12 protein-coding genes are annotated in these 12,580 nt (G+C 62.0%); 5 read left to right on the forward strand and 7 right to left on the reverse strand.

Features of this window, described 5'->3' with window-relative positions:
* Positions 1-7: 7 nt before the first annotated feature.
* Together VE23_RS13825 and VE23_RS13830 are read right to left on the reverse strand one after the other, a co-directional pair.
* Complete coding sequence (locus VE23_RS13825; RefSeq protein WP_021880250.1) at positions 8-658, reverse strand: fumarylacetoacetate hydrolase family protein; 651 nt, start codon at positions 656-658, stop codon at positions 8-10.
* A 6-nt stretch (positions 659-664) separates the two neighbouring features.
* Positions 665-2,608: an ABC-F family ATP-binding cassette domain-containing protein gene (locus VE23_RS13830; protein WP_049868298.1), complete on the reverse strand. Its 1,944-nt coding sequence runs from the start codon at positions 2,606-2,608 to the stop codon at positions 665-667.
* Positions 2,609-2,909: 301 nt separating this feature from the next.
* Between VE23_RS13830 and VE23_RS13835 the strand changes: the two genes are divergently transcribed.
* The 4 genes from VE23_RS13835 (at position 2,910) to VE23_RS13850 (ending at position 5,559) form a co-directional block, all read left to right on the forward strand.
* Entirely contained in the window at positions 2,910-3,287 is a 378-nt protein-coding gene (locus tag VE23_RS13835) for a hypothetical protein (protein ID WP_048744936.1), read from the forward strand.
* A 2-nt stretch (positions 3,288-3,289) separates the two neighbouring features.
* Positions 3,290-4,300, forward strand: a complete 1,011-nt coding sequence (locus VE23_RS13840; RefSeq protein ID WP_049868299.1) for an FAD:protein FMN transferase — start codon at positions 3,290-3,292, stop codon at positions 4,298-4,300.
* Positions 4,297-4,917, forward strand: a complete 621-nt coding sequence (locus VE23_RS13845) for a ferric reductase-like transmembrane domain-containing protein (protein WP_049868300.1) — start codon at positions 4,297-4,299, stop codon at positions 4,915-4,917. Before VE23_RS13840 ends, VE23_RS13845 begins: the two co-directional genes overlap by 4 nt.
* Positions 4,918-5,238: 321 nt before the next feature.
* The gene (locus VE23_RS13850; RefSeq protein WP_048744939.1) at positions 5,239-5,559 is read left to right on the forward strand and encodes a potassium channel family protein; all 321 of its coding nucleotides are present in this window, start codon (positions 5,239-5,241) and stop codon (positions 5,557-5,559) included.
* A gap of 150 nt (positions 5,560-5,709) precedes the next feature.
* Here VE23_RS13850 and VE23_RS13855 read toward each other — a convergent pair whose 3' ends face one another.
* Genes VE23_RS13855 through VE23_RS13865 form a run of 3 tightly spaced genes read right to left on the reverse strand, consistent with a single transcriptional unit; the run spans position 5,710 to position 8,578 of the window.
* Positions 5,710-6,534: an ABC transporter ATP-binding protein gene (locus VE23_RS13855; RefSeq protein WP_049868301.1), complete on the reverse strand. Its 825-nt coding sequence runs from the start codon at positions 6,532-6,534 to the stop codon at positions 5,710-5,712.
* Positions 6,535-6,554: 20 nt separating this feature from the next.
* Positions 6,555-7,598, reverse strand: coding sequence for a FecCD family ABC transporter permease (locus VE23_RS13860; protein ID WP_021881101.1), 1,044 nt, complete (start codon positions 7,596-7,598; stop codon positions 6,555-6,557).
* A complete protein-coding gene (locus tag VE23_RS13865) occupies positions 7,595-8,578 on the reverse strand; it encodes a FecCD family ABC transporter permease (RefSeq protein ID WP_048744941.1) in 984 nt (327 codons plus the stop codon). The genes VE23_RS13860 and VE23_RS13865 overlap by 4 nt, the downstream gene beginning before the upstream one ends.
* A gap of 292 nt (positions 8,579-8,870) precedes the next feature.
* Between VE23_RS13865 and VE23_RS13870 the strand changes: the two genes are divergently transcribed.
* Positions 8,871-9,869 (forward strand): ABC transporter substrate-binding protein, encoded by a 999-nt coding sequence (locus VE23_RS13870; protein ID WP_049868302.1) that lies wholly within the window; start codon positions 8,871-8,873, stop codon positions 9,867-9,869.
* A gap of 191 nt (positions 9,870-10,060) precedes the next feature.
* Here the strand turns inward: VE23_RS13870 and fumC are convergent, their stop codons facing one another.
* On the reverse strand, positions 10,061-11,446 hold the full coding sequence (fumC, locus tag VE23_RS13875) for a class II fumarate hydratase (RefSeq protein WP_048744942.1): 1,386 nt from the start codon (positions 11,444-11,446) through the stop codon (positions 10,061-10,063).
* 102 nt (positions 11,447-11,548) lie between these two features.
* Positions 11,549-12,217 carry a bifunctional 2-keto-4-hydroxyglutarate aldolase/2-keto-3-deoxy-6-phosphogluconate aldolase gene (locus VE23_RS13880; RefSeq protein ID WP_049868303.1) on the reverse strand — a complete coding sequence of 223 codons (669 nt, stop codon included), beginning with the start codon at positions 12,215-12,217 and terminating at the stop codon, positions 11,549-11,551.
* Between the last annotated feature and the right edge of the window lie 363 nt (positions 12,218-12,580).

Genomic DNA, 12,580 nt, shown 5'->3' on the forward strand with positions numbered 1-12,580 from the left:
CATGACGTCAAACGAGGGAGACAAGGGAGGAGGCGATCTTCTCCCCGTTCCAGAGAACGCTCAGCTCCTCGCCGTCCCGAAGGGCGGCGACGCCGGCCGGCGTCCCGGTGAAGACGATGTCTCCCCGGCCCAGGCCGTAACGGCGGCCGATATGCTCCGCGAGCACATCCGGCTTGAAGATCATATCCCGGGCGTTGCCCAGCTGGGCGACCTCGGAGCCGCGCAGCAGAGCGAAGTCGGCGGCCTCCAGCCCGGCTAGACCCGGATAAGGACGCCAAGGCCCGATCGGAGCAGAATTCCGGAAGCCCTTGGCGGCGAGCCATGGATGGCCCTTCTCCTTGAGCCTGCTCTGCACGTCGCGCAGCGTCAGGTCGAGGCCGAGCGTCATCGCGTCGAACAGCTCGTCCGCCTCGATTCCCGGTTCCCAGCCGCGTCCCGCGCGAAGCACGATTTCCAGCTCGAAATGCACCTCTCCTTCCCCGCCCGGCAGCTCGACGGCGCTTCCGTCCATCGGAATCAGCGAATGGGTCGGCTTGGTGAACACCATCGGGGATTTCGGCACTTCGTTGCCGAGCTCAAGGGCATGCAGCCGGTAGTTGCGGCCGATGCAATAAATATTGCGTACGGATTCAAGGCTGTAGTCTTCATAGGCACTCATGCAGGGTCAGCTCCTGTTCTTTGCTTTCTGGGCTTCGATTTGTTCCGCAAGCTCGTTCAGATAGGTCCAGCGCTCCATCAATTCCTCCAGCCTGGCCTCCAGGCTCTCCTGGCGGGCCATGAGCTCCTGCAGGCGCACCGAGTCGCTTCCCGAAGCGCCCATCTCCTCCTGGACCCGCTCCAGCTCGGCTTCCGCCTCCGCGATGCGGCCGTCGATGACCTCAAAATCCTTCTGCTCCTGATACGACATGCGCAGCTTGGATTCCTTGCGCGGAGCTTCGGCCGGCTCTCCCGGCCGGGAGGCGGCAGACGGGGATGACGCAGCCGCCCTGGAGGACGAGTCCTGGAGACTTCCCTTCTTCTGCAGCTGCTCCTCGTAGTCCGAATAGTTGCCCGTATGCTCCGTGATGGCGCCGTTCTCGAACGCGAAGATCCGGTCCACCGTCCGGTCCAGGAAGTACCGGTCATGGGAGACGACCAGCACGACGCCCGGGAAGTCGTCGAGGTAATCCTCCAGCACGCCGAGCGTCGCGATATCGAGATCGTTGGTCGGCTCGTCGAGCAGCAGCACGTTCGGAGCGCCGCTCAGGATGCACAGCAGCTGCAGGCGGCGCTTCTCCCCGCCCGACAGCTTGGAGATCGGCGACCACTGCATCGCCGGAGGGAACAGGAACCGCTCCAGCAGCTGCCCGGCGCTGATCGTCGTGCCGTCGCCCGTGCGGACCTGCTCCGCCTGCTCGCGGATGTATTCGATGACGCGCATCGACTCGTCCATTTCCTCATGCTCCTGCGAGAAATAACCGAGCTTGACGGTCGGGCCGAGCACGACCTGTCCGCTGTCCGGCTCCATCCGGCCGGCGATCAGCTTCAGCAGCGTCGACTTGCCGCTGCCGTTGCGCCCGATGATGCCGACCCTGTCTTCCGGCACGGCGATGTAGCTGAAGCCGTTGATCAGCGACCGGTCTCCATACCCTTTGCTCACGTCTTCCAGTTCGATGATCTTGCGTCCCAGCCTGGAGGAGGCGACGGACAAGTCCAGCTTGCCGGAAGCCTTGCCCGGTCCAGCCTCCTTGAGAGCCTCGAAGCGCTCGATCCGCGCCTTCTGCTTCGTCGAGCGCGCCTTGGCGCCGCGGCGGATCCAGGCGAGCTCGTTGCGCAGCAGATTCTGGCGCTTGGACTCGCTCGCCGCCTCGCGCTCCTCGCGCTCCAGCTTCAGCTCCAGGAAGCGGCTGTAGTTGGCCGTATAGAAGAAGGCACGGCCCTGGTCCAGCTCGATGACGCGGTTGCTGACCCGATCCAGGAAGTAGCGGTCATGCGTCACCATGAGCAGCGCGCCACGCCGCTTCTGCAGCATGCTTTCCAGCCACGCGACGGACTCGTTGTCGATATGGTTGGTCGGCTCATCCAGAATGAGCACGTCGGATGGCGACAGCAGCGCTGCGGCCATCGCCACCCGCTTGCGCTGGCCGCCGGACAGCGTGCCGAGCTTCGCCTCGTAGCTCGTAATGCCGAGCTTGGAGAGAGCGGTTCGGGCATCGCTTTCCAGCTGCCAAGCATCCTGCTCGTCCATGGCCGCGTTGGCCCGGAGCAGCCGCTCCTGCAGCGCGACATCCGAGCTGCTCCGCTCAAGAGCCTCCAGCGCCGCCGCATAGTCCCGTACAGCCTTCAGCTGAGGCGAATCCCCGCTGAGCACATGCTCCAGCACGGTTTCCTCCGGATCGAACTCCAAGTTCTGGAGCAGCATCCGCACGCTGACGCGCGGCGGAATCACGACGCTGCCGCTGTCGGCAGGCTCGATTCCCGCAATCGCCTTCAGAAACGTCGACTTCCCGGTTCCGTTCACCCCGATGATGCCGATCTTATCGCCGTCGGATATTCCGAAGCTTACGTCTTCAAACAGTTTTTTCTCTCCGTAGGTTTTGGAAAGATGCTCTACCGATAACAGATGCATATCAGGCCCCGGCTTTCTTGTTTTCTCGTCCTTCCATCATACCACAACTTGGCGGCTGCGCAGCCGCCGTCCGGTTCCGGAAGCTCAGAACCCGAAGCATAAGCCGGTTCGGTCCGGACATCCCCCTTCACCCGTCTTGTCCGAAGGGTGGCTCCTGTACGGGAGGCTTATCGGCGCAGCCCCCCGCCTTTTGCCGAACCGCGCTTCTTTAAAAAGTCATTTCCAAGTCAGCTCTATCTTCATTTTCTGTTCATTTTGAAAGCGTAGGATAGGGAGCAATCCTTGAAACGAGGTGGATTCGATGAAACAGCGAATCGGCAAATGGAGAAAGTGGCAAATCGGCGCCGGCGGAGCGGCGGCCCTGTTTGTTTTGTTCAGCACCGTGCAAAACAGCACCGCCTTTCAGGAAAAGATCCAGTCCGGAGGAAATGGATCCGGCCCGGCATCGGAATCGGATGCCTCTGCCGCCGATCGGGACAGGCTCATGGACGATTGGCGATCCGGCAGCATGGACAACGGCGGAGCTCTCGACGGGGACACCGGCAGCCGTACGGGCAGGCATGGCCGGAGAGGCGGCGCCTCCCCGTCTGACGGAGCGGCAGGCGGCGGATCTCCAAGCGGCGGCTGGAGCCAATCCGACAGCGGCGGGGGCATGAGCTCCCGCTCGGGAGGCTCCTGATCATGCCGGCCGAATCCCGAATCGCGTTGAGGGCAATGAACACGGACATAACGGCCATTCTCCGCTGGCCCGACGATCGGACTCCCGATACGCCGGCCTATCATTCGCTGGTCAGCCGCTGGTTCCGCGATGTCGAGGCGAGGTTCAGCCGCTTTTTGCCCGGCAGCGAGCTCAGCGGCCTGAACCGGACCGGCGGCTCCTGGCAGCTCGTATCGCCGATGATGGAGGAGGTGCTCGCGCTGGCGCTGCAATGCTGCCGACAGACCGGCGGCGCCTTCCACCCCGGCCTGCTCCGCCAGCTGCAGCGGGAGGGCTATCTCCGCTCCTTCGAGCATGCGGCCACCTTCCGGCCTGCCGAAGCCTCCGGGCAGGCGGGACTCCTCCGCCCGGATCCGGGCGGTCATGCCGCCGCCGAGCCATTCGAGCTTGACGGGCGCATGGGCGCGGTGCGTCTCGCCCCCGGCAGCGAGCTCGATCTCGGCGGCATCGTCAAGGGCTGGGCCGCCGACCGGCTCGCCGGCTGGCTCCGCCGGAGGCACGGCTTCCCTGCCGGCATCGTCAATGCCGGAGGCGACCTCAGCGTATGGCAGGAGGACGAGGAAGCTCCTTCCACGGTCATCGCCATCGAGGATCCCTGGGACACCGGCAAGGATGCGGCGCGCCTGTCGCTGAAGCGTGGAGCCGCAGCAACCTCCTCCACCTTGAAGCGGCGCTGGGGAGAGGACGGATCCGGCCTTCATCATCTCATCGATCCCCTTACCGGACGCAGCGCAGCGAGCGGCATCGTCCAGGCGACGGTCGCCGGGGCGGAGGCGGCCGAATGCGAGGCGTGGGCCAAAACCTTCTGCATCTGCGGATTGGAGGAAGGCGCGGCCCGGATGAAGCTCGGCGCTCCCGGCTGCGAAGCCGCCGTCATCACGGATAAGCGCAAGCTGATTCTGATCCCTTCCCGAAATCCCGGACGCTTCGTCTGGGAGCCCGGCACGCTGACAATTCAGGAGGCGACAATATGATTCAATGGATGGTGGAATGGCCGACATGGCAGCTGACGAGAATCGCCGGCATCGCGGCTTACCTGGCCCTGTTCGGAGGCATGACGCTGGGCATCCTGTACGGCTATCCCTTTTTGAAGGGAGCATCGAAGATCTCGGTCTACCGCTGGCACAGCCGGCTGACGGTCGCCGGCACGGCGATCGCCCTGCTCCATGCCGCCGTGCTCGTCATTGACACGTATACGCCGTTCACCTGGGGAGAGCTGCTCCTTCCATTCTCCGCGCATGACCATCCTGTCCTGTACGGCATCGGAAGCCTCGCCCTGTACGGCATGCTGCTCCTCATCCTCACGACGGATCTGCGCCCTCGGCTCAAGCGGCCTCTATGGCTCGCGATCCACATGCTCGCGTACCCAATGTTCGCAGCAGCGCTGCTGCATGGACTCCTGGCCGGAACGGACAGCTCTCTTGGCGTCGTCCAAGGGATGTACGCCGTGACCGGAGGAGCGACGCTGCTCCTGTTCTGCGGACGCCTCATCCCCCGCAAGCCCGCAGCCCGGGCGGAAATCCTTCCCGGTCCGCGCAGGCCGGATGGAAGCCGCCGGCAGCAAGCTTCCCGCGGCTCCGATGCAAGCTGAGGATGCTCCGGCAGCCGGACTTCGGCAACAGTCCGGCTGCACATCCCTTCGCGATTTCGATATGATCCATCCAGCTCCAGCTGCAGCTATCCGCAGTTGTTGCCCATCCATCCTCCCTGTCTATTCCTTGCCGAGCTTTTCCCATTCATGTTCCTCATTCATGTTCCTCATTCATGCTCCTCATTCATGTTCCAAGCGATCAGCGATTGCCGATCTCCCGCAATCTCTTCCCTTCCATCGAATTTTCATCTCCCCGCCTGTCCATGCTAAGATAAGACATAGGAAAGACCTATCAGCGGACAGAGAGCGGGGGTTGACATCATGCTTTCCTTCATCCTCACCAGTAAGCGATTCGTATCCGCCTTCTTCCACGCCTTCAAGGACAAGGAGTTTCAGGCGCTCTTCTTCATTGCGGCCGTCACCTTGTTCTCCGGAACGATGTTCTACCGTTCCGCCGAAGGCTGGAGCACCGTCGACGCCCTGTATTTCTGCGTCACGACGCTGACGACCGTAGGCAGCAGCCTGGAGCCGCAAAGCGACTTCGGCAAAATCTTCACCATGATTTATGTATTCGTCGGCATCGGCATCATCTTCGGCTTCATCCGCACGCTCGCCTCCCATATCCGCATCGGCAGGCGCTGAGCGCCGCGCAAGAAACGTGCTTCGTTTGACCCTATGAAAAAAAGGGACAGTCCCCGGTCATTTGCATGACTTATGGGACTGTTCCTTTTTGAATGCCTGTTTCATCGCCCGAGCTTTCAGAAAAGCCGCCAATCCATCCTTGCTCCCCGGTCAGAAAAACAGGGGTTCCGGCTCCGCGGCGGAGAGCCTCCTGGCGCTCCGGCTGTGCGGGATGCACATCGGCGTTCCATGCAGCGGATCCGCCATGATGTCGCATCGGAGCCCGAACACTTCTTCGATCATCGCGGAGCTGACGACCTGCTCCGGCGCTCCCTGCGCATAGATGGAGCCTTCCTTGATGGCGACGATATGGTCGGCATAACGGCATGCCAGGTTGATATCATGCAGCACCATGACGACCGTCCGCTTCTCCGAGGCGTTGAGCTCGTCCAGCAGGTCCAGCACCTCGATCTGATGAGTCAGATCGAGATACGTCGTAGGCTCGTCGAGCAAAATGATTCCGGTCTGCTGCGCCAGCGTCATGGCGATCCACGCCCGCTGGCGCTGCCCGCCCGACAGCGAATCGACGCTGCGCTCGCTGAGCTCCGACATTCCGGTCGCCTCGAGCGCCTTGGCCACCGCCGCTTCATCCTCCCGCGACCACTGCTGCAGCCAGCTCTGGTAGGGATAGCGGCCCTGCTTGACAAGCTGGAGCACGCTCAGCCCCTCCGGCGCCTGCGGTCCTTGCGGCAGGATAGCCAGCTTGCGAGCGACCTCCTTGGTCGACATCCGGGAGATGTCGCTGCCGTCGATGACGACCGAACCCTGCTGCGGCTTCAGCAGACGGGCCATCGAGCGCAGCAGCGTCGATTTCCCGCAGCCGTTGCTGCCGATGAACACCGTCACCTTGCCCTCCGGTAGGGTCAGATCCAGGTTTTCAAAGACATGCGCCCCTCCATAAGAGAGCGCCAGCCCCTTCGCTTCCAGCATCCCCATCTTCGATTGCCTCCTGCCTGTCATGAATTGCGGTGCCGATACAGCATGTAAAGGAAAAACGGAGCGCCGATCGCCGCCGTGAATACGCCGGCCGGAATATCGAGAGGCGAGAAAGCCGTACGCGCGGCAAGATCGGCCGTGAGCAGGATGATGGCGCCGATCAAGGCGCTTGCCGGCAGCAGTCCGCCGAAGGACGAACCGACAAGCTTGCGCGCCATATGAGGGGCCATCAAGCCGATGAAGCTGATCGCCCCTCCAATGGCGATGGCGGCTCCCGCGAGCGCCACGCTCAGCAGCAGCAGTATCAAGCGGCTGCGCTGCACATGCGCCCCTGCGCTTCCGGCCACTTCGTCGCCGAGCGCCTGGATGTTCACATGCCGGGCCTGGAACCAGGCCAGCGGCAGCAGCGCCGCCACCCATGGGAGCAGCGTGTAGACATCCTTTTCCCAGGAGACTCCGTAAATGCTGCCCGTCATGAACGTCAGGGATTTGACCGTCAGAATGAGCGGACCGGAGATGATCAGCATGTAGGATAGCGATTTGAAAGCCGCCGACAGCCCCGTGCCGATCAGCACAAGGCGCAGCGGCGAGACGCCGCCCCGCCAGGACAGCAGATACAGCAGCGCCGTAACCGCGAATGCGCCCCCGATGGCCGACACCGGCATCCAGGAGATAGGGACGGAGCCGCCCAGCAGGAACAGGAACAGCACCGCGCCCAGCGACGCTCCCTCGGTGATTCCGGTCACATCCGGGGATGCGAGCGGATTGCGGACAAGACCTTGCAGAATGGCTCCAGCAACTGCCAGCGAAGCCCCGACAAGCACAGCGATGACGATTCGCGGCAGCCGCAGCTTGTTCACGATGACCTCATGAGCCGCAGTCCCTTTGCCCGCGATGGAGCGGATCACTTCTAGAGGCGACACATAAAGGCTGCCGATGCCGGTGCTGACAATCATCATGGCCGCGCACAGCAAGGCGAGAATGACGAGCACCCAGGTCGTGCGGCGCTCGAGCAGGAACGACAGCCGCGGCCTGTCCATGCGCAGGGAACGGTATCTGCTCATCGTGTCACCCTCCCCGACCGCGCGATGTACACGAAGAAGGGAACGCCGATGACCGCCGTCATGACACCCACGGGCACTTCCTTAGGCATCGCGATGTACCGGGAGCCCAGATCGGCCGTCACGAGCAGCAGCGCGCCCAGCACGGCGCAGTAGGGAATCATCCAGCGGTAGTCGCTGCCTGCGATGCGGCGCGCGACATGCGGCACGATGATGCCGACGAAGGCGACCGGTCCGGCCGCAGCCACGGAAGCTCCAGCCAGCAGGATGATGGACAGGGCCGCAGCCCCTTTCATCCGGGCCGTGCTCTGCCCGAGTCCTTGCGCGATGTCGTCGCCCATGGCGAGCACATTGAGATGGCGGGACAGGACGAGCGCCAGAAGCATCCCGATGCCCATATAGGGAAGCACGGCGGTTAGGGCATTCATCTCCCGGCCCGCGACGGAGCCGACCAGCCAGACGAGCACTTGGTCGAACATTTTCCCGCTGGTCAGCATATACCCTTGCGTCACGGAAGCGAAAAAAGCGGCGATGGAAGCTCCGGCCAGCGTGATTTTCACCGGGGTCATGCCGTCCTTGCCCATGCTGCCCATGACAAAAACGATCAGCCCGCTGATTCCCGCTCCGGCCAGAGCCATCCAGGTCTGAGCCTGCATGCTCTCGAAGCCGAGCAGCCCCGCGCCGATGACAGCAAAAAAAGCCGCCCCCGCATTCACCCCGAAGGTGCTTGGAGAAGCGATCGGATTGCGCGCGATGACCTGCATGAGCGCTCCGGCCACGGCGAGGCAGGCGCCTACGGAGGCCGCGATCAGCGCCCGGGGAACCCGGGCCGTTCGGATGATGAGCTGCTCCTGCGTTCCGCTGTATCCGGTGAAGGAGCCGATGACATGGCGGAGCGGAATATCGGCCGTCCCGAATGCGATGCTGCATAGAACCGCGAAGGCCAGAAGCGTCATAAATAGAACTATTCCCGTAAGTCTCATGTCGGCCTGCTTTCTTGTTCATAGAACTCTCTTCATCTGCTGCTTCTGCCCGACACCTGCGTTGCCCTCCGCTTCCGCTTCCAGGGTCTTCAAAGCCGTCCAGCCGGATTAACGCGTCTCGGATTCGAAAAGCAGCAGTGGCTATGGAAAAAGTGTAGAAGAAGAATACGGCCCTGTCAACGATTCTGATAATCATTCTCAAATATTCATTGACAGGCTATCCCTTCTTCTCTAGAATTTCTACCTGTACTGATAATGGTTATCATATTAGACATAAAGGGGATTAAGAGAGATGAACAAACGCTTTCTGACCTTCATGGTCTCCATCCTGCTGGTCGGCCTGCTGGCCGCTTGCGGCAGCAACAATAACGCGAACAACTCGGCGAGCGAGCCTGCGGCCAATCAGCCCGCCGCGGACGCCGGAGAGGGATCCTCCGGCGGCGACGCGGAGCGTGTCGTCAAGCATGCGCTCGGAGAAACGATTATCAAGGGCACGCCGCAGAAGGTCGTCGTGCTGACCAATGAAGGCACCGAAGCGGTGCTCGCTCTCGGCGTGAAGCCAGTCGGCGCGGTCAAGTCCTGGACAGGCGATCCTTGGTACAAGCACATCAAGGACAAAATGGAAGGCGTCACCGTGCTCGGCGAGGAAAGCCAGCCGAACATCGAGCTGATCGCCGGCCTGCAGCCCGATCTCATCATCGCCAACAAGATGCGCCACGAGAAAATCTATGAGCAGCTGAGCGCGATTGCGCCGACCGTCGAAGCCCAAGACCTTCGCGGCTATTGGAAGGAAAACTTCACTCTCTATGCCGATGCCCTGAACAAAAAAGCCGAAGGCGAGAAGCTGATCGCCGACTTCGACGCGCGCATCGAGGACTTCAAGGCCAAAGCCGGCAGCAAGCTGAATGAAACGGTATCGATGGTGCGCTTCATGGGCGGCAAGACGCGCGTCTACCACACCGACACGTTCTCCGGCATCATCTTCGATCAGATCGGCATTGCCCGCAACGCGATGACGAAGAACAGCAAGGAAACGTTCGTCGACGAAATCACCAAGGAGCGCCTGCCGGAAGTCGAAGCCGACCGTCTCTTCTACTTCACCTATGACACCGGCGACGGCAAAGGCAATGCTACCGAACAGGAATGGACGGGCGATCCTCTCTGGAAGAGCCTTAAAGTCGTCCAGGAAGGACGGGCCAAGCGCGTAGACGACGCCATCTGGAATACCGCCGGCGGCATCCTGGCCGCCAACCTGATGCTCGACGAGCTGTATCAGATCTACGAAGTGTAGCCTCGCTCGACCTTCAAGCAGAAAAGAAGAAGCTCGCCCTGCAAATGGTTTACGGGGCGAGCTGTTTTTTATTTGAAAACGGTTTTCGACCCCATCTTTAAGAACAGTCCCTTGATTCTTTCCCACTAACAAAAAAAAGCCCCGTCATGTTCACATGACGGGGCTTTGCCCTTTCTTGGCTCTTTCTCTTCCTAGCGCTTGCCCGTCATCTTCTCCGGACGGACCCACTCGTCGAACTGCTCGGAAGTGAGCAGGCCGCTCTTGATCGCGCTCTCCTTGAGCGTCGTGCCTTCCTTATGCGCCTGCTTGGCGATCTTGGCCGCGTTCTCGTAGCCGATATGCGGATTGAGCGCCGTCACGAGCATCAAGGACTGATCCAGGTTGTGCTTCAGCGTGTCGAGGTTCGGCTCGATGCCGACGGCGCAATGCTCGTTGAACGAGAGCATGGAGTCGGAGAGCAGCACGACGGACTGCAGGAAGTTGTAGGCGATGACCGGCTTGAACACGTTCAGCTCGAAGTTGCCTTGGCTGGCCGCGAAGCCGATCGCCGCATCGTTGCCCATGACCTGGCAGGCGACCATCGTAATGGCTTCACACTGCGTCGGATTGACCTTGCCCGGCATGATGGAGCTGCCCGGCTCGTTCTCCGGGATCGTGATCTCGCCGATGCCGCTGCGCGGGCCGCTGGCGAGCCAGCGCACGTCGTTGGCGATCTTCATCAGGTCGGCCGCGAGGCCCTTGATCGCGCCATGCACCCAGACGATCTGGTCGTGGGACGTCAGGGAATGGAACTTGTTCGATGCCGTCACGAAGTTGTGGCCGGTAATCTCGGCCACCTCGGCCGCTACTTGCACCGCGAATTCCGGATGCGCGTTGATGCCGGTGCCGACCGCCGTGCCGCCGAGCGCGAGCTCGCGGATGGCGTCGACGCTGCTCGTCAGCATCCAGGACGATTTCTCCAGCATCGCTTCCCAGCCGCTGATTTCCTGGCCGAGCGTAATCGGCGTCGCATCCTGCAGATGCGTGCGGCCGATTTTGACGATGTCGTCGAACTTGACGCTTTTCTCGTGCAAGGTCGCCTTGAGCACCTCGAGCGCCGGCAGCAGGCGGGTCGATACCGCGATGACCGCCGCGATGTGCATCGCCGCCGGGAACGTATCGTTGGAGCTCTGCGAACGGTTCACGTCGTCGTTCGGGTGGATGCGCACGGAGGAGCCTTCCGCCTCCAGCAGTTGGTTCGCGCGGCGGGCGATAACCTCGTTGCAGTTCATATTGGTCTGCGTGCCGCTGCCCGTCTGCCATACGACGAGCGGGAACTCTCCGTCATGCTTGCCCTCGAGAATCTCATCGGCCGCGCGGCAGATCGCGTCGGCCTTTTCCGGCTCCAGCACGCCCAGCTTGCGGTTGGCCTGAGCCGCCGCTTTTTTCACATATGTCATCGCTTTGACGACCTCAAGCGGCATCTTCTCCCAGCCGATCTTGAAGTTCTCGCGGCTGCGCTGAGTCTGAGCGCCCCACAGCTTGTCCGCGGGAACCTTGATTTCGCCCATCGTATCCTTCTCAATCCGGTATTCCATGATTCCATTCCGCCTCTCTTAAGTCGATAAACCGCTTACCTTCACTCTCCCATTTTACCCAATCCGGGCGCCTGCCGCCAGCGGGGCATGCCCGCCGCGCGCTCAGGCCTTGGCGTCCCGGTAGGCTTGGACGTAAGCCTGGGCCTGCCGCTCGATCAGCGTGTAATCCCCGTGCTTCACCGCTTCCTTGGTCAGATCTCCGCCGATGCCGACCGCGACCGCGCCGGCCTTCACCCACTGCGCCAGATTGGCCAGCGAGACGCCGCCCGTCGGCATGATGTTCGCTTGCGGAAGCGGGCCCTTGACGGCCGTAATCATATCCGGGCCGAACGCGCTTCCCGGAAACAGCTTGACGATGTCCGCTCCGAGCTCCATCGCGGTCTGGATGTCCCGGATCGTCATCGTTCCCGGCATGACCGGCACCGCATAACGGTTGCACAAGCGGATCGTGTCGGGATTGACAGCCGGCGCAACGACGAACTCCGCGCCGCTCAGAATGGCCGCGCGGGCCGTCTCGGGATCCAGCACGGTTCCGACGCCGATGATCGCGTAGGAGTCCGATGCGGGATCCGCCTTGCTGGAATACTCTGCGGCCAGCTGCTGGATCGCCTGCAGCGCCATCGGCACGGTCATCGTAATCTCGATCGCCTTGATTCCCCCGCGGATGGCATGCCTCGCCATGCGGGCGACCTCCTCCGCCGAATCCGCGCGCAGCACGGCTACGACGCCCGCTTCCGCGATTGCTTGAGTCACTCTCAGTTTGCTAAGCATGTCAGCTTCCTCCCCGATTCTTCTGCTCTACGAGCCTCGGCGGCCGGCCTCGTCATGCTGCCGGCCGTGCGGCGATCGCCGCACGGCTGCTTCCCCGCCTCCGGATCGGACAGCCGCCTGAACGGTAGGCTGTCCGATCGCTTTCTTCCATTGTCTCACTAGCCCGTCGCCACCGTCAATCATCGAAGCTATCCACAGAAAGGCCTCTTCCGCATGGAAGAGGCCGATTCATTTTTTATCCACAAGGGGACAACAACTGCCGAAAAAGCCTTTATGAATCCATAGGTTCACGGTTGCAGGCTGCCCGTTCAAGTTATCCCTACAACCCTGTGGATATTGTGGATATCAATTGTGCATATGTGC

This window comes from Paenibacillus sp. D9 (assembly GCF_001188365.1).
GTDB classification, from domain to species: domain Bacteria; phylum Bacillota; class Bacilli; order Paenibacillales; family Paenibacillaceae; genus Paenibacillus_O; species Paenibacillus_O humicus.

Coding starts and splice junctions, on each gene's coding strand:
- VE23_RS13860 (WP_021881101.1), bottom strand. CDS start 7,598: ATGAGCAGATACCGTTCCCTGCGCATGGACAGGCCGCGGCTGTCGTTC.
- VE23_RS13830 (WP_049868298.1), bottom strand. CDS start 2,608: ATGCATCTGTTATCGGTAGAGCATCTTTCCAAAACCTACGGAGAGAAA.
- VE23_RS13840 (WP_049868299.1), top strand. CDS start 3,290: ATGCCGGCCGAATCCCGAATCGCGTTGAGGGCAATGAACACGGACATA.
- VE23_RS13870 (WP_049868302.1), top strand. CDS start 8,871: ATGAACAAACGCTTTCTGACCTTCATGGTCTCCATCCTGCTGGTCGGC.
- VE23_RS13855 (WP_049868301.1), bottom strand. CDS start 6,534: ATGGGGATGCTGGAAGCGAAGGGGCTGGCGCTCTCTTATGGAGGGGCG.
- VE23_RS13880 (WP_049868303.1), bottom strand. CDS start 12,217: ATGCTTAGCAAACTGAGAGTGACTCAAGCAATCGCGGAAGCGGGCGTC.
- VE23_RS13845 (WP_049868300.1), top strand. CDS start 4,297: ATGATTCAATGGATGGTGGAATGGCCGACATGGCAGCTGACGAGAATC.
- VE23_RS13835 (WP_048744936.1), top strand. CDS start 2,910: ATGAAACAGCGAATCGGCAAATGGAGAAAGTGGCAAATCGGCGCCGGC.
- fumC (WP_048744942.1), bottom strand. CDS start 11,446: ATGGAATACCGGATTGAGAAGGATACGATGGGCGAAATCAAGGTTCCC.
- VE23_RS13865 (WP_048744941.1), bottom strand. CDS start 8,578: ATGAGACTTACGGGAATAGTTCTATTTATGACGCTTCTGGCCTTCGCG.
- VE23_RS13850 (WP_048744939.1), top strand. CDS start 5,239: ATGCTTTCCTTCATCCTCACCAGTAAGCGATTCGTATCCGCCTTCTTC.
- VE23_RS13825 (WP_021880250.1), bottom strand. CDS start 658: ATGAGTGCCTATGAAGACTACAGCCTTGAATCCGTACGCAATATTTAT.